The following is an 18609-nucleotide window of genomic DNA, read 5'->3' on the forward strand; positions in this document are numbered from 1 at the left end:
GACCCGCCAATTCACACACCTGACGTGCGAGAAGGGCGCTCACCCCGTGACGGGGGAGCGCCCTTCTCGGGTCAGGCGACCGTCAGCCGGTGTAGGGCTTGGCCGAGAGGATCTTGACGTCGATCTGCTTGCCGTTGGGCGCCTCGTAGCTCGTCTCGTCACCGGCCTTCTTGCCGTTGACGGCTGAGCCGATGGGCGACTGCTCGCTGTAGACGGTGAGGGACCCGTCGGCGATCTCGCGCGAACCGAGGAGGAAGGTCTCCTCGTCGCCGAACATCTCGACGGTGACGAGCATGCCGGGCTCCACGATGCCGTCATCGGGAGGGGTCTCACCGATGATGGCGCGGTCGAGCAGCTGGGTGAGCTGGCGGATGCGCGCCTCGTTCTTGCCCTGCTCCTCGCGGGCTGCGTGGTAGCCGCCGTTCTCCTTGAGGTCGCCCTCTTCGCGGGCGGCCTCGATCTTGGCGACGATGTCCGCACGACCCGGACCGGAGAGCTCGTCGAGCTCGGCCTTGAGGCGGTCGAACGCCTCCTGGGTCAGGTAGCTCGTCTTGACGACGGTCTCGCTCACTGAAGTTCACTCCTCGGGTGCCCCTGACCGGGGCGACGGATGCCGCCGCGGGTGGGGGTGCTGGTCCTACGTGAAAGGGCCCGGGGCTGAACCTCATGCGGTTCGATGGCCCCAGACCCGTTGCTGGAAAGAACAAGGATAGCAACGTCCTTGCTGGAAAGCACGTCGTCGTGCGGGCGCAGCGCGATCAGGGAACGCGGACGCAGGACGACACGACCCCCGTGACCGCCCGCGCGCTCGTGCGCACCGTCACCTCACGGTGCACCGACTCCGCTCCTGCCGGGACGTCGTCGGTGACGGTGCCGACGCGTCCGTGCCGGACGTCCTGCGCCTCGATCGTGCATCGCACAGCGGCGCCATCGGGCCGATGCACGTCGTAGCCCACGCTCATCTCCGAGTCGCTCTTCACGTCGTAGGTCGTGACGACCGCCTCGAGGGCGTTCGCGGAGGCGAGGGCGAACCAGACGATGAACCCCACCATGACCGAGCCGCCGAGGATGCCGACGACCCACCAGCGGGCGGTGCCGGAGGCGGGGCGGGGGAGTGGCATCGAGGGTCCCTAAGTCGATGGTGGCGGCACGGAGGGTGAGTGCGAAGATGGAGGAAGTCCATTGTCGCCCGTGCCCGAACCGATCCCGAAGGACCCCCTGTGGCAGAACGCCTCCGTCTCATGTGTGTGCACGCGCACCCCGACGACGAGTCGAGCAAGGGTGCGCCGGTCATGGCGAAGTACGTCGACGAGGGCCACGACGTCCTCGTCGTCTCGTGCACCGGCGGCGAGCGCGGCGACGTGCTCAACCCCAAGCTGGCCGACGACCCGCACATCCTGCGTGACCTCGCCCAGGTGCGTCGCGACGAGATGAGGCGCGCCCAGGAGATCCTCGGGGTGCAGCACAGCTGGCTCGGCTTCGTCGACTCCGGCCTGCCCGAGGGCGACCCGCTGCCGCCGCTGCCCGAGGGCTGCTTCGCCCTCGAGCCGGTCGAGGTCACGGCCGAGGCCCTCGTGCGAGAGATCCGGCGCTTCCGACCGCACGTCATGACGACCTACGACGAGAACGGTGGCTACCCGCACCCGGACCACATCATGTGCCACACCGTGTCGATGGCGGCGTTCGAAGCGGCCGGTGACCCCACGGCATACCCCAATGCAGGAAAGCCGTGGCAGCCCCTCAAGATCTACTACAACCAGACCTTCAGTCGTGGCCGCGTGGTCGCCTTCCATGAGGCCCTCACCGCTCTCGGTGAGGAGAGCCCGTATGCCGCGTGGCTGGAGAACTGGGACCCCGCACGTGAGCGTGAGGTCACCACGCGGATCCGGTGCGACGAGTGGTTCGACCGGCGCGACCGGGCGCTGCTCGCCCACGCGACGCAGGTCGACCCCGACGGCAACTTCTTCAAGGTCTCTCGCGAGGAGCAGGCGCGGGTCTGGCCGTGGGAGGACTACGAGGCCGGGTTGTCCTACATCCCCATCGCCGAGGGTGAGGACGACCTCTTCGCCGGGATCCCCGCTGACGTGACCGAGGCCGATGCGCTCGCGACGTCCGGGACCCTGACGATCGCGCACGACGGACGCAAGGAGCGCACCGCATGATCACGTGGATGCTCACCGAGGTCGTCCTGCTCCCCCTGTCGGTCACGCCCAGTCCGAGCCCGAGCACGGCGACCGAGGGCACGCCGAGCCAACAGGCGGCTCCAGGGCTCTGGGCCTTTGCCGCCTTCCTCTTCCTCGCGATCGCGCTATGGCTGCTCATGCGCAACATGAACGCGCGGATGCGCCGGATGTCCTATCGCCAGAAGGTCGCCGAGGGAGCGGCGACCGGCGCCTCAGGCCCGGTCGTAGAGCGCGATGGACGCGGCGATGTAGTGGACGATGAACGCGAGGATCGTCAGGGTGTGGAAGATCTCGTGGAAACCGAACCACCGGGGAGACGGGTTGGGTCGCTTGATCCCGTAGACGATGGCGCCGAGCGTGTAGAGCGCCCCGCCGACGATGACCAGGGTGACGACCGTGGTCCCGGCGTGACGAAGTAGCGGGCCGAGGAAGAAGACCGCGACCGACCCGAGTGCGACGTAGACCGGGACGTAGAGCCAGCGCGGGGCGTGGATCCACACGAGGCGGAACGCGACCCCGAGGAGCGCCCCACCCCAGACGACCGCGAGCAGTGTCGTCGCCTGGTCGCGCGGGAGCAACAGGGCGAACGGCGTGTAGCTGCCGGCGATGATGAGGAAGATGTTGGAGTGGTCGATCCGCTTCAGCGCCGTGCCCCATCGCGGTGACCACGTGCCGCGGTGGTAGACCGCCGACATCGCGAAGAGCAGCACGGCGGTGAGGGTGAAGACGGCGGCCGAGGCCCTGGCCTGCACCGTGTCACTGAGGACGACGAGGACCAGGCCACCGATGAAGGCGATCGGTGCCATGGCGAGGTGGAGCCAGCCGCGCAGCTTGGGCTTGACGACATCGAGCACCGCATCGACGCGTTCTTCGAGGGCATCGATGGTGCTGGGTTCGCGTCGCTGGTCCATATGTCCCTCAACATACCTACGTTTGCGTAGGTTCAAACCTCCAGCCGTGGACTGTGTTGTGTGATGCGCTCAACGGTACGGTGACGCCATGGCGCTCAGCGATGTCCTGTACGCGGCATACGAGCGTCGACTGACCAAGCGCCTGCCCCCCGAGAGCGTCCCCCGCCACGTCGGCGTGATGCTCGACGGCAACCGTCGGTGGGCGAGGGCGCGGGGGGCCGGCACCAGCGAGGGGCACCAGGCCGGCGCCGACAACATCGCCAACTTCCTTGCCTGGTGCGAGGAGGTCGGGGTCGAGGTCGTGACCCTGTGGCTCCTCTCGACCGACAACCTCAGTCGCGCCGAGTCCGAGCTGCGCCCTCTGCTCGGCATCATCGAGCGGGCCGTCGACGAGCTCGCCGACACGCGACAGTGGCGGCTGCACCCGGTCGGAGCCCTGTCACTCCTGCCGACCGCCACCCGCGAGCGGCTCGAGGCCTCGGCTGCCCGCACCGACGACGTCGAAGGGCTGCTCGTCAACATCGCCGTCGGCTACGGCGGTCGTCGCGAGATCGCCGACGCCGTGCGCTCCCTGCTCCTGGAGCACGCGGACCGCGGCACGAGCATCGAGGAGCTGGCCGAGATCCTCGACGTCGAGCACATCGCCGACCACCTCTACACCAAGGGGCAGCCCGACCCGGATCTCGTCATCCGCACGTCGGGGGAGCAGCGCCTGGGTGGCTTCCTGCTCTGGCAGAGCGCCCACTCCGAGTTCTACTTCTGCGAGGCCTACTGGCCGGACTTCCGCAAGGTCGACTTCCTACGGGCGCTGCGGGCGTACGGCGAGCGACAGCGTCGCTTCGGCGCCTGAGACCGGGGGGTGGAGTGATCGCACCCGTCACGCCTGTCCCGTGCGTCACGCACGCCACGTGAAGGCCGGGTGAACACCTCGACACGCCGACCGCGTGAGGGTGTTCTCGGGGTGACCCGGCCGTAGCGTCGCGAGTAGCACGTCACCCGACGTGTTTCGGGAGGTCCATCGCATGGAGCACACCACGGCTCCGACGGGAGGGACCGGTCCCGGCTCCCTGCTCGTGGCAGTGGGCCGACCGGGATCCACACCTTCGAGTCAGCGCACCTCATGATCGTGCGCGCCTAGGAGCCCCGCCGTGGCCACACCCTCGCGTTCCACCGCCGCCTTCCCGACGACCACCGCCGGGAGCACCCGGCAGCGCCAGCGCGCGAGCGGGACGGGGGCGACCGAACCGGACGCCGCCGACACCACGACCACGGGTCACCTGGACGTCGAGGAGCCGGAGAACCGGACCTACGTCCTCGACACCTCGGTCCTGCTCTCCGACCCGCGCGCGATCCTGCGGTTCAAGGAGCACGAGGTCGTCCTCCCGATCGTCGTGATCACCGAGCTGGAGGGCAAGCGGCACCACCCCGAGCTGGGCTTCTTCGCCCGCACGGCGCTGCGGCTGCTCGACGACCTGCGGATCACGGCCGGCCGGCTCGATGCCCCCGTGCCCGTCGGCGACGAGGGTGGCACCTTGCGCGTCGAGCTCAACCACACCGACCCGTCGTCGCTGCCCGCCGGGTTCCGCCTGGGCGACAACGACACGCGCATCCTCTCGGTCGCCAAGAACCTCTCCAACGAGGGGCGCCTCGTCACGATCGTCAGCAAGGACCTGCCGATGCGGGTCAAGGCCTCGGCCTGTGGCATGGAGGCCCAGGAGTACCGCGCCGAGCTGGCCGTCGACTCGGGCTGGACCGGCATGTCCGAGGTGAGCGTGAGCGTCGAGGAGATGGACCACCTCTACGAGTACGGCCGCCTCGAGCACCTCGGCGCGGCCGAGCTGCCCTGCCACACCGGTCTCAAGCTGCTCTCGCCCCGTGGCAGCGGCCTGGGTCGGGTCGGGGCCGACAAGCAGGTGCGGCTCGTCAAGGGTGACCGCGACGCCTTCGGCCTCCACGGTCGCAGCGCCGAGCAGCGCATCGCCCTCGACATCCTGCTGGACCCCGACATCGGCATCGTCAGCCTCGGTGGCCGCGCAGGGACCGGCAAGTCGGCCCTGGCCCTCTGCGCCGGCCTCGAGGCCGTCATGGAGCGCCGTCAGCAGCGCAAGGTGGTCGTCTTCCGACCTCTGTATGCCGTGGGCGGCCAGGAGCTCGGCTACCTGCCCGGCTCGGAGTCGGAGAAGATGAACCCGTGGGGCCAGGCGGTCTTCGACACCTTGTCGGCGCTCGTCTCGCGTGAGGTCGTCGAGGAGGTCCTCGACCGCGGCATGCTCGAGGTCCTGCCCCTGACCCACATCCGCGGTCGCTCGCTCCACGACGCGTTCGTCATCGTCGACGAGGCCCAGTCGCTCGAGCGAAACGTGCTCCTCACGGTCCTCTCGCGGATCGGCCAGAACTCCAAGGTCGTGATGACCCACGACGTGGCCCAACGTGACAACCTCCGGGTCGGTCGGCACGACGGCGTCGCCGCGGTCATCGAGAAGCTCAAGGGCCACCCGCTCTTCGCCCACGTCACGCTGACACGTAGTGAGCGCAGCCCCATCGCCGCCCTCGTCACCGACCTTCTCGAGCAGGAGCACGGCGACCTCTGAGGCCTGCGAAGCACGGCGACACCCGTCGGTATGCCGTCCGCTCACCGGAGCGGGCGGCATACCTCGCGTGTCGTGCTGGGCTGCCGAGCACGTCCAGCCCGGAGGGCTCGGTTTGGCCATCGGCGACTTCTCGCGTAAATTGGTCTCGATTTGGTAACGCAGCCCGACTGCCCCGTCAGCCGGGCTGTTGTGCGTCTGCCGTCACCGTCGTGATCTCTGGAAGGAACGTCCCCGTATGAGCAGGTACCGCGGAACCCACCGCGGGCGCCACGCCCGTCCATCCGAGGGACCACTGACGCGGGCGCTCGGTGTCGCGCGCCGCCCGGCCGTGACGGCAGGGATGGCGCTCGCCCTCGTGGGCACGGGAGCCGTGGGGGTCGGCTCCAACGACGCCGTCGCCGACTCGGAGCCGTTCACCCGGAGCGCCGCTGCGATGAGCCAGGCCGCGACCGCCGCCAAGGAGAGGTTCGCCGACAGCTCGCGCATCTCGAGCGAGCGGGCCGGAGTCAACGCCCAGCGTGCCGCGCTCGATGCCAAGGCGCAGGCCGAGGCCAAGGCCAAGGCAGACGCCGCGGCCAAGGCCGCCAAGGCCAAGGCGGACGCGGCGGCGAAGGTCGCCAAGGCCAAGGCTGCACAGGTGGCCAAGGTGCGGGCCGCCGCAGCCCAGAAGGCCGCTCGGGACAAGCAGCGCGCCTCCCTCGTCGCCGGTGCCAAGGCCGACCCCCGCTCGGCCGCGCGAGCGCTGATGTCCGACTACGGCTTCTCGAGCGATCGCCAGTGGAACTGCCTCAACCTCCTGTGGGAGGGCGAGAGCTCGTGGGACTACACCGCCGAGAACCCGTCATCGGGTGCCTACGGCATCCCGCAGAGCCTGCCCGCTCGCAAGATGGCGAGCGCGGGCGCCGACTACCGCACCAACCCGGTCACGCAGATCAGGTGGGGCCTGGACTACATCAAGCAGTCCTACGGGACGCCGTGTGGCGCGTGGGAGTTCTGGAACAACCGCTTCCCGCACTGGTACTGAGTCGTGGGCGCACTCGCGGCCGGCTCGAGCGGGATCTGGTGCTCGGTCAGCAGCCCCGTCGTCGTCGGTCTGCTCGCGCGCTCTGCCGCCGACTGGGTCGCCCTGGACGCCCAGCACGGTGAGTTCGACCGCCGTGCCCTGCTCGAGGTGGGCCGGACGCTGAGCGCCGACGGGCACTCCTTCGCGGTGCGAGTGGCACGGGTGGATGCCGCCGACATCGGCTTCGCCCTGGACGTCGGCGCGTCGACCGTCGTGGTCCCCCTCGTCGACACTGTCGACGATGCGCGCCTTGCGGTGGCGGCCGCGCACTACCCGCCGACGGGGCACCGCAGCTGGGGGCCACTGGCACCGCTGTGGGGTCAGGAGGCGCCCGGTCCGGAGCAGTCGCGAACGCAGGTGGCCGTCATGGTCGAGTCCGCGCTCGCCCTGTCGAACGTCGACGCCATCGCCGCCGTCCCTGGCGTGGACCTCCTCTTCGTCGGCCCCTTCGACCTGGCGCTCTCGCTGGGGACCTCGGTGGACGACCTGCTCGCCGACGCCGACGGGCCCCTGTCGACGGTGCGACGCGCCGCCGAGAGAGCGGGCATCGGGGTCGCGGCGTTCGCAGGGACCCCCGAGCGGGCTCGCGTCCTCGGCGAACGGGGCTACGACTGCCTCGCAGTCACGACCGACACCGCGGTCGTCGCGGCCGGGACCGAGACCCTGCTCGCTCGGAGCTGACTCGTCCCCGGGCACGGCCCGGGGCCGGCTCACAGACGACGCAGGCGGATGTTGGTCACCGCGTGGTCGGCGCCCTTGGTCAGCACCAGCGTGGCCCGATCGCGCGTGGGGAGAACGTTCCTCAGCAGGTTCGGCTCGTTGATCCGCTCCCAGATCCCGGCGGCGGTCTCGCGCGCCTCCGCGTCGGTGAGGGCCGCATAGCGGTGGAAGTACGACTCCGGGTCCGCGAAGGCCGTCTCGCGCAGCCGCAGGAACCGCTCGACGTACCAGGTGCGCAGCTGGTCCACGGGCGCGTCGACGTAGACCGAGAAGTCGAAGTAGTCCGAGAGCACCTGACGCGTGCGAAGGTCCGAACGCACCGTCGCGGGCTGAAGCACGTTGAGCCCCTCGACGATGAGCACGTCCGGTTGGTCCACGACGATCTCGGCCCCGGGGACGATGTCGTAGGTGAGGTGCGAGTAGACCGGCGCGACGACACCCGGCATACCGGATTTCACGTCCGCGACGAAGCGGAGGAGGGCGCGCCGGTCGTAGGACTCCGGGAAACCCTTGCGCTGCAACAGCCCTCGGGCCTCGAGGTCGGCGTTGGGTCGCAGGAAGCCGTCCGTCGTGATGAGGTCAACGCGAGGCGTCTGGGGCCAGCGGCGCAGCAGCTCGCGCAGCACGCGTGCCGTCGTGGACTTGCCGACCGCCACGGATCCGGCGATGCCGATGACGAACGGCACCTTGGCCGGCCGGTCCCCGAGGAAGTCGGTCGTGACCCGGTGCAACCCGGCGGTCGCGTTGACATAGAAGGCGAGCAGCCGCGACAGGGGGAGGTAGACCTGCTCCACCTCGCGCAGGTCGACCCGGTCACCGAGCCCCCTCACCCGGGCGATGTCACCGGGGGTGAGGCTCAACGGGTGGTTCTCGCGCCGCGCCGCCCAGTCGTCGCGGGTGAAGTCGAGGTAGGGCGACGGCACGGAGACCGTCGGCTCGGACCCGGACGGGGGCACTACGGGCGTGGCAGGCACGCGCGCCATTGTGGCCTACCGGAGCATCCGCGGGCGGCATACGCCGGGTGGTGGTGCGCGGCGCTGCGGTTCGGGGCGCGCGACCCCAGCCATTACGCTTGCGGCCATGTGCGGAATCGTCGGATACGTCGGCAGGACCATGGATGACCGCGCCGAGGGCGTGGTCATGGAGGGGCTGGCCCGCCTGGAGTACCGTGGCTACGACTCGGCCGGCATCGCCCTCGTCACCGAGGGTGGCATCCGCTCCGAGAAGCGGGCCGGCAAGCTCGAGAACCTCCGGGGTGCCATCGAGGCCCAGCCGCTCGCCGGCTCGCGGACGGCGATCGGCCACACGAGGTGGGCCACGCACGGCGGCCCCACCGACGGCAACGCCCACCCGCACCACGGTGGAGACGACGGCAAGCTCGCCCTGATCCACAACGGCATCATCGAGAACTTCCACTCGCTCAAGAAGGAGCTCCTGGCCCAGGGCGTCGACTTCCTCAGCGAGACCGACACCGAGGTCGCGGCCAAGCTCGTCGGGCGCGCCTTCGACGAGACCGGTGACCTCACCAAGGCCATGCAGCTGGTCGTCAACCGTCTCGAGGGCGCGTTCACCCTCCTCGCCGTGCACGCCGACCAGCCCGGCGTCGTTGTCGGCGCCCGCCGCAACAGCCCGCTCGTCGTCGGCCTCGGCGAGGGCGAGAACTTCCTCGGCTCCGACGTCGCCGCGTTCATCGGCTACACCCGGCACGCTCTCGAGCTCGGGCAGGACCAGATCGTCACGATCACCCCCGAGAGGCACGAGGTCATCGGCTTCGACGGCGCGCCCGCCGAGGGCAAGGCCTACGAGGTCACCTGGGACGCCGCTGCCGCCGAGAAGGGCGGCTACGCGACGTTCATGGAGAAGGAGATCTTCGACCAGCCGCACGCCGTCGGCGACACCCTCCTGGGTCGCACCGACGAGAGCGGCGCCCTCGTCCTCGACGAGCTCCGCATCAGCGAGGAGCAGCTGGGCAACGTCGACCGCATCACCGTCGTCGCCTGCGGCACGGCCGCCTACGCCGGCATGGTTGCGAAGTACGCGATCGAGCACTGGACCCGCATCCCCGTCGAGGTGACGCTCGCGCACGAGTTCCGCTACAGCGACCCCATCGTCAACGAGCGCAGCCTCGTCGTCTCGATCAGCCAGTCCGGCGAGACCATGGACACGCTCATGGCCGTCAAGCACGCCCGCGAGCTCGGCGCCCTGACGATCTCGGTGTGCAACACGCATGGCTCGACGATCCCGCGCGAGTCCGACGCCGTCCTCTACACCCATGCCGGACCCGAGATCGCGGTCGCCTCGACCAAGGCCTTCCTCGCCCAGATCACCGCCTGCTACGTCCTCGGCCTCTATCTCGCGCAGCTGCGCGGTGGCACCTTCGCCGACGACGCGCAGGCCGTGATGAAGGAGCTGCACGAGGTCCCCGCCAAGATCGAGGAGCTCCTCGGCACGATGGACCGGGTCCAGGAGATCGCCCGCTTCATGGCCGACACCCGCTCGGTGCTCTTCCTCGGTCGCAACGTCGGCTTCCCCATCGCCATGGAGGGCGCGCTCAAGCTCAAGGAGCTCGCCTACATCCACGCAGAGGGCTTCGCCGCGGGCGAGCTCAAGCACGGCCCGATCGCGCTCATCGAGCCGGGCCTGCCGGTCTTCGTCGTCGTGCCGGGCCCCGACAGCCCCCACGACCTGCACAAGAAGGTCGTCTCCAACATCCAGGAGATCCGCGCCCGTGGCGCCCGCACCATCGTCATCGCGCAGGAGGGTGACGAGGACGTCGTGCCGTTCGCCGACGAGGTCATCCGCGTCCCGCAGACCTCGCCGCTGCTCCAGCCGCTGCTCACGGTCGTCCCGCTGCAGGTCTTCGCCCTGCACCTCTCGACGGCCAAGGGCCTCGACGTCGACCAGCCGCGGAACCTCGCCAAGAGCGTCACGGTCGAGTGACGTGATCGTCGGCACCGGGATCGACGTCGTCGACATCGCGCGCTTCGCCGAGACGATCGAGCGCACGCCGGGGTTGCTCACCCGCCTCTTCACGGAGAGCGAGCGGGGACTGCCGATGCGCTCTCTCGCGGCGCGGTTCGCTGCCAAGGAGGCCTTGGCCAAGGCGCTCGGCGCACCCGTCGGGCTCGCCTGGACCGATGCCACCGTCGTCCGCGACGAGACCGGCCGCCCGAGCATCGAGATGACCGGCACCGTCGCTGCGCGCGCGGCCGAGCTGGGCGTGGAGCGCATGCACGTGTCCCTGTCCCACGACGCGGGGATCGCCTCCGCCATCGTCATCGCCGAGTCGTGAGGAAGCCCCTGTGATCGAGGCGTGGTCGCCCGAGGACGTGTATGCCGCCGAGGCCGCTCTCGAGCACGAGCTGGCTTCCGGTGAGCTCATGACCCGAGCCGTCGAGGGACTCGCCGAGGTCGTGGCGGCTCGCGTCTCGCAGCTCGACGCCGAGACGGTCGTCGCCCTCGTGGGCGGCGGGAACAACGGAGCAGACGCCCTGTATGCCGTGGCGCAGCTCGCCGAGTCCGGTGTCAGCTGCGCTGCGGCCTTGGACCTCTCGCACGTGCACGAGGGGGCGCTCGAGGCAGCGCGGGCGGCCGGTGTCGTGCTCGTGTCCGGGGCGGAGGCACTGGAGAGCATCGGCGAGGCCGACATCGTCCTCGACGGCATCGTGGGGCTGGGAGGTCGCCCGGGGTTGCCCGCTGTCGCGGCGGCCTGGGTCGCGGCCATCCCTGACGACGCCCACGTCATCGCGGTCGACCTCCCCTCGGGGCAGGCTGCTGACGGCACCGGCTTCGACCCCGACGGCATCCTTGCGGACGAGACCGTGACGTTCTCGGTGGCCAAGCCCGTCCATCTGCTCCCCCCGACCGAGCAGGCCTGTGGCGCTCTCACGGTCGTCGACATCGGGTTGACCTTCGACACCCGGCCGGCCGTCGTCCGCCTGACCTTCGACGACGTCGCGGACGCGTGGCCGGTGCCTGGGCCGGACGACGACAAGTACTCTCGCGGCGTCGTCGGGATCGTCGCCGGTGGTGAGAACTACTCGGGCGCAGCGGTGCTCGCAGTCACGGCCGCTGTCGAGGCCGGCGCGGGGATGGTGCGCTACGTCGGCACGCCTACGCCCGAAGGGCTCGTCCGTGCCGCCGTCCCCGAGGCCGTCCACGGTGAGGGCCGGGTCCAGGCATGGGTCGTCGGACCCGGGCTCGACGTCACGTCCACCCGGCGCGACGCGACGACGCAGCTCGACGTCGCCAGGGCAGCGCTCGCGGGGGAGCAGCCCGTCCTCGTCGACGCGGGAGGGCTCGACCTTCTCGACGACGACGTCGTCGACGTGCGCCGCGAACGGCCCACCCTCCTCACCCCCCACGCCGGCGAGCTCGCGACCCTGCTCACCCGTCTCGGAGCGGGTCGCCGCTCGCGCAAGAGCATCACCGTCGAGCGGGCCGCCGTCGAGGCCGAGCCGCTGCGCCACGCTCGGGCACTCGCTGAGCGCACCGGCATGACGGTGCTGCTCAAGGGCTTCACGACCCTCGTCGTGCCCGTGGACCCGCGCGAACCCGTGCGTTCGCAGGCCGACGCGCCCCCCTGGCTGGCCACCGCCGGCGCCGGTGACGTGCTCGCCGGGCTGATCGGCACCCTGCTGGCGGCAGGCCTCGACCCGGCCGATGCCGGCGCGCTCGGCGCGCTCGTCCACGGTGTCGCCGCAGACCGGGCCAGCGCGGGTGGGCCGGTGCGAGCGCTTCGGGTCGCACACGGCATACCTGAGGCAGTGGCGCACCTCCTCACCCGAAGGTGAGCACGGGTGCCGCCCGCCTAGACTTGACCGCCTCATGACCAAGCCAGCCGCCCCCGTCTCCGCCACGCCGCCCGAGGGCGCGTCGGCGTGGGTGACGATCGACCTCGACGCGATCTCCGACAACGTCCGAGAGCTGGCCCGCCGCTCGCCCGGCGCCGAGGTCATGGCCGTCGTCAAGGCCGACGCCTACGGGCACGGGCTCGTGCCGAGTGCCCGCGCGGCCGTCGCCGGTGGGGCGACCTGGCTCGCCGTCGCCCAGCTCCGCGAGGCCTTGCAGCTGCGTGCCGCCGGCGTTTCGACTCCGCTGCTCACCTGGCTCTATGTGCCCGGGGTCGACTTCGGCGCCGCCATCGACGCCGACATCGACATCTCGGTCTCGGCGCCCTGGGCCCTCGACGCCGTCGTCTCGGCCGCGCGCGAGCGCGGCCGCACCGCACGCATCCACGTCAAGGTCGACACCGGCCTTGCGCGCAACGGCGCCCTGGGCCAGGGCTGGACCGACCTCGTTGCCGCGCTCGGGCCCGTGGTCGCAGAGGGCGCGGTCGAGGTCATCGGCGTCTGGTCGCACTTCGCCCTCGCCGATGCCCCGCAGCACCCCACCGTTCTGGCCCAGCGCGAACGCTTCGTGGAGGCGGCAGCGGAGCTACGGCGGGCCGGCATACGCCCGCCGTTGAAGCACCTCGCCAACTCCGCCGCCACGCTCACCAACCCCGACGCCCACTTCGACGTCGTCCGCCCCGGACTGGCGGTCTATGGCCTCTCGCCGGTGCCGGACCTGGGCGCACCGCACGACTTCGGGCTGCGCGAGGCGATGAGGGTGACCGCGCGGCTGGCCCTCGTCAAGCAGGCCCCGGCCGGCCAGGGTGTGAGCTACGGCCACGTCTACACGACTCCTCACGACACCGTGCTCGGCCTCGTCCCGGTCGGTTATGCCGACGGCATCCCACGGCATGCCGGCAACGTCGGACCCGTCAGGGTCGGCGACCGTCGCCTCACCGTCGCCGGGCGGGTCTGCATGGACCAGTTCGTCCTCGACCTGGGAGCGGAGTATGCCGGCGGTGCCGGTGACGAGGTCGTCATCCTCGGGCGTGGGGTCGACGACGAGCCCACCGCGCAGGACTGGGCCTCGGCAATCGACACCATCAACTACGAGATCGTCACGCGCATGAGCGACCGGCTGCCGCGGGTCTTCGTCGGAGGAGACGCCTGATGGTCAGTGTGGGCAAGGTGGTGGGACTGGGCGCGGCAGCGGCAGCGGCAGCGGGCGCCGCAGCGGCCGGAGTGGCCGCCGACCGTGCCGCCGCGGGCAGGCGCCGGCTGAGCGCACTCGACCCCACGGGCGGTTTCGAGCACACGCCCGACCTGGAGCTCAAGGTCATCGCGACGGACGGCCTCAACCTGCACGTCGAGGTCGACACCCCCACCGACCTCGACTCCGCCCTGCCGACCATCGTCCTGTCGCACGGCTTCTGCCTCAGCCTGCGCGGGTGGGTGCTGCAGCGTCGGGCCTTCGTCGAGGCGGGCTACCGCGTCGTCCTCTGGGACCAGCGCAGTCATGGGAAGTCCGAGGTCTCGGACCTCGAGCACTGCACCATGGACCAGCTCGCCCACGACCTGCGCGCCGTCATCGACGCCACCTGCCCGGAGGGTCCGCTCGTCCTCGTCGGTCACTCGATGGGTGGCATGACGACGATGGCCTTCACCCGGCTCCACGCCGAGCTCGTGCGGGATCGCGTCCTGGCCGTGGCGTTCATCGCGACCGCCGCAGGCGGAGAGGGACTGACCGAGCTGGGGATGGGATCACTGTTCGGCCGCACCATCGGGCAGGCGGGCCCGCGGGTGCTGTCACGCCTGGCGCCACACCAGAGGTGGCTGGCACCAGTGCGGCGGCTCGGCCGCGACGTCGAGAACGTGCTCGTCGACAGGTTCTCGTTCGACTCTCCGGTGAGTGAGCAGACCGTGCGCTTCGCCGGCGAGCTCATCCTCGCCACTCCGCTCGAGGTCATGGCGGCATTCCTCCCAGTCCTCCGGCGGCACGACGAGCACGAGGCGTTGGCCTCGCTCCTCGACAAGCAGGTGCTCGTCGTCAACGGCACCGGGGACCTCCTCACGCCGGCCCGTCGCAGCGAGGAGATCGTCGAGCGGCTGCCTGGATCCGAGCACGTCGTCGTCGAGGACGCCGGGCACCTCATCATGCTCGAGCACCCGGAGATCGTCACCGGGACGATCCTCGCCCTCATCGACCGAGCCGAGGCCGACGCCGCAGCCGGAGTCGCAGCGAGCGACCGGCCTCGGGTGCGTCGCAAGGTCATCGACATCGCCAAGGGGCACCTGGTGCGCAAGGCCCGGGCCGAGGCGAAGACGGAAAGCAAGGGCAAGCCGAAGCCCAAGCCCAAGGCCAAGAACAAGAGCAAGGTCACGTCGTGACCGGACGGCGGCTCCTGACGGCCGATGACACCCGCGCCTTCGGCGAGGCCCTCGCAGCCAGCCTGCGGGCGGGGGACCTCGTCATCCTCACCGGAGGGCTGGGCGCCGGCAAGACCACGCTCACGCAGGGCCTGGCGGCGGGGCTCGGCGTGCGCGGCCCGATCACCTCGCCGACCTTCGTCATCGCTCGGGTCCACCCCTCCCTCGGGGACGGCCCGGCGCTCGTGCACGTCGACGCCTACCGCCTCGGTGGGCTCGCCGAGCTCGACGACCTCGACCTCGACACCTCGCTCGACGAGAGCGTCACCGTCGTCGAGTGGGGCCACGGCCTGGCCGAGGACCTGTCCGACGACAGGCTCGAGGTCACCCTCGAGGCCGATCCCGCGACCGAGTCCCGAACCGCCGTCGTCACCGGACACGGCGAGCGCTGGAAGGCTGGCCCGCCGTGCTGATCCTCGCCATCGACACCTCGACCTCCGCGATCACGGTCGCACTGCACGATGAGACCCGGGCAGTGGCGGCGCGGTCCCACCTCGACGCCCGCGCCCACACCGAGTGGCTCGCCCCCCTCATCGAGTCCTGCCTGACGGATGCGGGGAAGCGACCGGCCGACCTGACCGGCGTGGCGATCGGTGTCGGACCCGGGCCCTTCACCGGGCTGCGCGTCGGCATGGTCACCGGTCTGACGATGGGTCACGCCCTGAGGGTCCCTGTCCACGGCGTCTGCGGTCTCGACGCGCTCGCCCAGCAGGCGAGCGAGCTCGTCGACGGTGAGCTCCTCGTCGCCACCGACGCTCGGCGCAAGGAGGTCTACTGGGCTCGGTATGCCGTCCGCTCCGGTGTCGTCGACCGGCTCACCGACCCAGCGGTCGACCGGCCCGCGGACCTCCCGGACGAGGTCCGCTCGCTGCCCGCGGTCGGGCGCGGCCCGGCGCTCTACCCGGAGCTGTTCCTCCGGGCGGTGCCGGTCCTGGACGTCGACGCCGCGGTGCTGGGACGAGTGGCCGTGGCCCGGATCCGGGCGGGCGAGCCGATGCCGGTCGAGCCGCTCTACCTGCGTCGCCCCGATGCGCTGACCTCGGCCGAGCGAGCGGCGCGCGCATGACTGCCGCCGTGCTGACCGGGCTGCGTGCGCTGGCCTGGACCGACATCCCCGACCTCGTCGCGCTCGAGACCGAGGCCTTCCCCGACGACGCCTGGAGCGAGGCGTCCTGGTGGGGTGAGCTCGCGGGTCGGCCACGCCGCGACTACGTTGTCGTGCACCGCGAAGGTGAGCTGGCGGCATACGCCGGTCTCGACCACGGCGGACAGGTCGCCGACCTCATGACGATCACGGTCGCACCCGCGCACCGAGGGTCCGGCTTGGGTGCGGCCCTGCTCGACGAGCTCGAGGCACGCGGCGCAGCTGCCGGAGCGGAGGCGCTGATGCTCGAGGTGCGGGCCGACAACGCCTCGGCGCGCGCGCTCTATGACCGACGGGGCTACGCCGTGCTCACAGTGCGTCGTGGCTACTACCAACCCGGCGACGTCGATGCCTTGGTGATGCGCAAGATGTTGGCACAGAAGGGAACTGGCTTATGAGTGTCGAACAGCCCCTGGTCCTCGGCATCGAGACGTCGTGCGACGAGACGGGGGTGGGCATCGTCCGCGGCGAGGCCCTGCTCGTCGACGCGGTCGCGAGCAGCGTCGACGACCACGCGCGTTTTGGCGGGGTCGTGCCCGAGGTCGCGAGTCGCGCCCATCTCGAGGAGATGGTGCCGACGATCGAGCGGGCCTGCCGCGAGGCCGGCGTGCAGCTGCGTGACCTCGACGCCATCTCGGTGACGTCAGGTCCGGGGCTGGCGGGCTCGCTCATGGTCGGTGTGGCATCGGCCAAGGCCCTGGCGCTGTCCCTCGGCGTCCCGCTCTATGGCGTCAACCACCTCGCGTCACACGTGGCCGTCGACATCGTCGAGCATGGGCCGCTGCCGCAGCCGACGATGGCCCTGCTCGTCTCGGGTGGGCACTCGTCGCTGTTGCTCGTCCCCGACGTCACGAGCGACATCCGCAGCCTCGGCTCGACCATCGACGACGCGGCGGGGGAGGCCTTCGACAAGGTGGCCAGGGTGCTGGGGCTGCCGTTCCCCGGCGGTCCGCACATCGACCGGATGGCGCGCGAGGGCCAGGTCACGATCGACTTCCCGCGCGGCCTGACTGCGGGGCGGGACATGGAGCGCCACCGCTTCGACTTCTCGTTCTCGGGCCTCAAGACCGCGGTGTCGCGGTGGGTGCAGGCCAAGGAGGCGGCCGGCGAGCCGGTGCCGGTCGCGGACGTTGCTGCGTCCTTCCAGGAGGCCGTCGTCGACGTGCTCACCCGCAAGGCGGTGCTCGCCTGTCGGGAGCAGGGCGCCGAGAACCTGCAGATCGGCGGTGGGGTGGCGGCGAACTCCCGGCTTCGGGCCATGGCCCAGTCGCGCTGCGACGCTGCCGGGATCGAGCTGCGCGTGCCGCGCCCCGGGTTGTGCACCGACAACGGCGCGATGGTCGCCGCCCTCGGTGCGCAGATGGTGCTCAAGGGTCGGGACGCGTCACGCCTCGACCTGCCCGCCGACTCGTCGATGCCCGTCACGCAGGTCCAGAACTGAGCTCAGCCGCAGGTGACGAGGCCCATCCGCTCCTTGAGCGCGATGACGCGCAGCACCGAGGCGTCGACGAGCGTCGCGAAACCCTCATCGGCGCGGGCCTTGTCGGCGAGGGCCTTGGTCATCGCCGGGACCGACTCGGGATCGCCGGTGAGCAGGATGTCGCCGCCTGCCTCGATGTAGGTCGTGGCCCGTCGTGCGGCGGGGATCGACCGGACGGCCTTGGCATTGATGTCGTCGGTGATGACGACCCCGTCGAACCCGAGCCGGCCCCGCAGCAGGTCGGTGATGATCGGCTTGCTGAACATCGCCTGGGTCTCGGTGGGGTCGAGGCCCGGATAGCGCGCCGAGCTCACCATGACAAGTCCGGCGCCCGCCTTCACCCCGGCGGTGAACGGGGCGAGGAACGGATCGTTCGTCGTGGCAACGGAGTCCGTGATGCCCGTGGTGTTGAAGTCGGTGTTGTTCTCGACCCGCCCGAGCCCGGGGAAGTGCTTGACCGTGCCCATGACCCCGCCCTCGATCATGCCCTTGAGGAACGCGGTCGACGCCTTCTCGACCGTAGCCGGGGTGGAGCCGTACTGACGGGCGAACTTGCCGATCGGCTCGTTGGCCCGACCGATCTCGGCGGGGACCGTGTCGGTCACGGGGGCGAGGTTGACGTTGATCCCCACCGCCTTGAGCTCGCCCGCCCACCCCTTGGCGGCGGCGGTGAGCTCATTCGACGACATCTGTGCCTGGACCTTGGCCGAAGGCACCTTGGAGAAGCCCTCACCACGCAGCTGGCGCACCTCCCCGCCCTCCTGGTCGGCGGCGAGAAGCAGGGGTATGCCGGCCGTCGCAGACTTCGTGGCCTGTGCCTGGAGGTGCGTGCTCGTCTCCTTGACCCGGGCCGCGCCCTCCCAGCCGCCGAGGTAGATGACGTTGCCCACGTGCTGGTCGGCGATGAGGTCGTCGAGCGCGGTGCGCGGGGCTGCGGTGTCGAAGGCGACCATGAGGAGCTGTCCGAGCGCCTGCTCCTCGGTGAGTGCGTCCGCCGTCTGACGGGCGCAGGCGCTGACGTCGGTGGCCTCGCCGGACGGGGACGGGCTGGCAGTGGCGGACGCCGTGGCCGACGGTGAGGGCGAGGTGGCGCTGGGCGTCGTGGTTCCGGTGGAGGTGCCCGATCCGGCGCTGGTCGACGCCGTGTCATCCGGGGTCTCGCCACCCCCGCACCCCGCGGCCAGGGCGCCCGCGAGGGCGATCGGGACGGCGGCCGCGAAGCGGGCTCGGACACGGGCGGTGGAGCGGGAAGTCACCC

Annotated in this window: 19 protein-coding genes; 14 read left to right on the forward strand and 5 right to left on the reverse strand. The window is 70.9% G+C overall.

Going from position 1 to position 18609, the window contains the following annotated elements:
- Positions 1-82: 82 nt before the first annotated feature.
- Both greA and ACFQW8_RS11915 read right to left on the reverse strand, forming a co-directional pair.
- Positions 83-571 (reverse strand): transcription elongation factor GreA, encoded by a 489-nt coding sequence (gene greA / locus ACFQW8_RS11910; RefSeq protein WP_380087596.1) that lies wholly within the window; start codon positions 569-571, stop codon positions 83-85.
- 187 nt (positions 572-758) lie between these two features.
- Complete coding sequence (locus ACFQW8_RS11915; protein WP_380087597.1) at positions 759-1121, reverse strand: DUF4307 domain-containing protein; 363 nt, start codon at positions 1119-1121, stop codon at positions 759-761.
- A 99-nt stretch (positions 1122-1220) separates the two neighbouring features.
- On the opposite strand from ACFQW8_RS11915, the gene mca reads away from it, so the two are divergent.
- Positions 1221-2162 (forward strand): mycothiol conjugate amidase Mca, encoded by a 942-nt coding sequence (gene mca / locus ACFQW8_RS11920; RefSeq protein WP_380087599.1) that lies wholly within the window; start codon positions 1221-1223, stop codon positions 2160-2162.
- Between the two features lie 233 nt (positions 2163-2395).
- Here mca and trhA read toward each other — a convergent pair whose 3' ends face one another.
- Positions 2396-3094 (reverse strand): PAQR family membrane homeostasis protein TrhA, encoded by a 699-nt coding sequence (gene trhA, locus ACFQW8_RS11925; protein ID WP_380087601.1) that lies wholly within the window; start codon positions 3092-3094, stop codon positions 2396-2398.
- A gap of 88 nt (positions 3095-3182) precedes the next feature.
- Here trhA and ACFQW8_RS11930 point away from each other — a divergent pair, with 88 nt between their 5' ends.
- The 4 genes from ACFQW8_RS11930 to ACFQW8_RS11945 all read left to right on the forward strand — a co-directional run bounded on the left by ACFQW8_RS11930 (position 3183) and on the right by ACFQW8_RS11945 (position 7429).
- The gene (locus tag ACFQW8_RS11930) at positions 3183-3944 is read left to right on the forward strand and encodes an isoprenyl transferase (RefSeq protein WP_380087603.1); all 762 of its coding nucleotides are present in this window, start codon (positions 3183-3185) and stop codon (positions 3942-3944) included.
- 427 nt (positions 3945-4371) lie between these two features.
- Positions 4372-5685 (forward strand): PhoH family protein, encoded by a 1314-nt coding sequence (locus ACFQW8_RS11935; protein WP_380088666.1) that lies wholly within the window; start codon positions 4372-4374, stop codon positions 5683-5685.
- 235 nt (positions 5686-5920) lie between these two features.
- A complete protein-coding gene (locus ACFQW8_RS11940; protein WP_380087605.1) occupies positions 5921-6709 on the forward strand; it encodes an aggregation-promoting factor C-terminal-like domain-containing protein in 789 nt (262 codons plus the stop codon).
- 3 nt (positions 6710-6712) lie between these two features.
- Complete coding sequence (locus ACFQW8_RS11945) at positions 6713-7429, forward strand: HpcH/HpaI aldolase family protein (RefSeq protein ID WP_380087606.1); 717 nt, start codon at positions 6713-6715, stop codon at positions 7427-7429.
- Positions 7430-7458: 29 nt separating this feature from the next.
- On the opposite strand, the gene coaA is transcribed toward ACFQW8_RS11945, so the two are convergent.
- Entirely contained in the window at positions 7459-8451 is a 993-nt protein-coding gene (coaA, locus tag ACFQW8_RS11950; RefSeq protein WP_380087607.1) for a type I pantothenate kinase, read from the reverse strand.
- Positions 8452-8548: 97 nt separating this feature from the next.
- Between coaA and glmS the strand changes: the two genes are divergently transcribed.
- Genes glmS through tsaD form a run of 9 tightly spaced genes read left to right on the forward strand, consistent with a single transcriptional unit; the run spans position 8549 to position 17312 of the window.
- Complete coding sequence (gene glmS / locus ACFQW8_RS11955) at positions 8549-10408, forward strand: glutamine--fructose-6-phosphate transaminase (isomerizing) (protein ID WP_380087609.1); 1860 nt, start codon at positions 8549-8551, stop codon at positions 10406-10408.
- Between the two features lies 1 nt (position 10409).
- Entirely contained in the window at positions 10410-10760 is a 351-nt protein-coding gene (locus ACFQW8_RS11960) for a holo-ACP synthase (protein WP_380087611.1), read from the forward strand.
- 10 nt (positions 10761-10770) lie between these two features.
- Positions 10771-12261: a bifunctional ADP-dependent NAD(P)H-hydrate dehydratase/NAD(P)H-hydrate epimerase gene (locus tag ACFQW8_RS11965; protein ID WP_380087612.1), complete on the forward strand. Its 1491-nt coding sequence runs from the start codon at positions 10771-10773 to the stop codon at positions 12259-12261.
- Between the two features lie 34 nt (positions 12262-12295).
- Positions 12296-13471, forward strand: coding sequence for an alanine racemase (gene alr, locus ACFQW8_RS11970; RefSeq protein ID WP_380087613.1), 1176 nt, complete (start codon positions 12296-12298; stop codon positions 13469-13471).
- Positions 13471-14688 carry an alpha/beta fold hydrolase gene (locus ACFQW8_RS11975; protein WP_380087615.1) on the forward strand — a complete coding sequence of 406 codons (1218 nt, stop codon included), beginning with the start codon at positions 13471-13473 and terminating at the stop codon, positions 14686-14688. Before alr ends, ACFQW8_RS11975 begins: the two co-directional genes overlap by 1 nt.
- On the forward strand, positions 14685-15140 hold the full coding sequence (tsaE, locus tag ACFQW8_RS11980; RefSeq protein WP_380087617.1) for a tRNA (adenosine(37)-N6)-threonylcarbamoyltransferase complex ATPase subunit type 1 TsaE: 456 nt from the start codon (positions 14685-14687) through the stop codon (positions 15138-15140). Before ACFQW8_RS11975 ends, tsaE begins: the two co-directional genes overlap by 4 nt.
- A complete protein-coding gene (tsaB, locus tag ACFQW8_RS11985) occupies positions 15134-15793 on the forward strand; it encodes a tRNA (adenosine(37)-N6)-threonylcarbamoyltransferase complex dimerization subunit type 1 TsaB (RefSeq protein ID WP_380087619.1) in 660 nt (219 codons plus the stop codon). The genes tsaE and tsaB overlap by 7 nt, the downstream gene beginning before the upstream one ends.
- Entirely contained in the window at positions 15790-16269 is a 480-nt protein-coding gene (rimI, locus tag ACFQW8_RS11990) for a ribosomal protein S18-alanine N-acetyltransferase (protein ID WP_380087621.1), read from the forward strand. The genes tsaB and rimI overlap by 4 nt, the downstream gene beginning before the upstream one ends.
- Positions 16266-17312 carry a tRNA (adenosine(37)-N6)-threonylcarbamoyltransferase complex transferase subunit TsaD gene (tsaD, locus tag ACFQW8_RS11995; RefSeq protein WP_380087624.1) on the forward strand — a complete coding sequence of 349 codons (1047 nt, stop codon included), beginning with the start codon at positions 16266-16268 and terminating at the stop codon, positions 17310-17312. The genes rimI and tsaD overlap by 4 nt, the downstream gene beginning before the upstream one ends.
- A 2-nt stretch (positions 17313-17314) precedes the next feature.
- Here the strand turns inward: tsaD and ACFQW8_RS12000 are convergent, their stop codons facing one another.
- Positions 17315-18607: a glycoside hydrolase family 3 N-terminal domain-containing protein gene (locus tag ACFQW8_RS12000; protein ID WP_380087626.1), complete on the reverse strand. Its 1293-nt coding sequence runs from the start codon at positions 18605-18607 to the stop codon at positions 17315-17317.
- Between the last annotated feature and the right edge of the window lie 2 nt (positions 18608-18609).

It is taken from the genome of Knoellia altitudinis, assembly GCF_042666355.1.
GTDB classification, from domain to species: Bacteria; Actinomycetota; Actinomycetes; order Actinomycetales; family Dermatophilaceae; genus Knoellia; species Knoellia altitudinis.

Excerpts from the sequence above, each read along its gene's own strand:
- ACFQW8_RS11930 (WP_380087603.1), top strand. The coding sequence starts at position 3,183 with ATGGCGCTCAGCGATGTCCTGTACGCGGCATACGAGCGTCGACTGACC.
- tsaD (WP_380087624.1), top strand. The coding sequence starts at position 16,266 with ATGAGTGTCGAACAGCCCCTGGTCCTCGGCATCGAGACGTCGTGCGAC.
- ACFQW8_RS11940 (WP_380087605.1), top strand. The coding sequence starts at position 5,921 with ATGAGCAGGTACCGCGGAACCCACCGCGGGCGCCACGCCCGTCCATCC.
- rimI (WP_380087621.1), top strand. The coding sequence starts at position 15,790 with ATGACTGCCGCCGTGCTGACCGGGCTGCGTGCGCTGGCCTGGACCGAC.
- trhA (WP_380087601.1), bottom strand. The coding sequence starts at position 3,094 with ATGGACCAGCGACGCGAACCCAGCACCATCGATGCCCTCGAAGAACGC.
- ACFQW8_RS11915 (WP_380087597.1), bottom strand. The coding sequence starts at position 1,121 with ATGCCACTCCCCCGCCCCGCCTCCGGCACCGCCCGCTGGTGGGTCGTC.
- ACFQW8_RS11975 (WP_380087615.1), top strand. The coding sequence starts at position 13,471 with ATGGTCAGTGTGGGCAAGGTGGTGGGACTGGGCGCGGCAGCGGCAGCG.
- glmS (WP_380087609.1), top strand. The coding sequence starts at position 8,549 with ATGTGCGGAATCGTCGGATACGTCGGCAGGACCATGGATGACCGCGCC.
- coaA (WP_380087607.1), bottom strand. The coding sequence starts at position 8,451 with ATGGCGCGCGTGCCTGCCACGCCCGTAGTGCCCCCGTCCGGGTCCGAG.
- alr (WP_380087613.1), top strand. The coding sequence starts at position 12,296 with ATGACCAAGCCAGCCGCCCCCGTCTCCGCCACGCCGCCCGAGGGCGCG.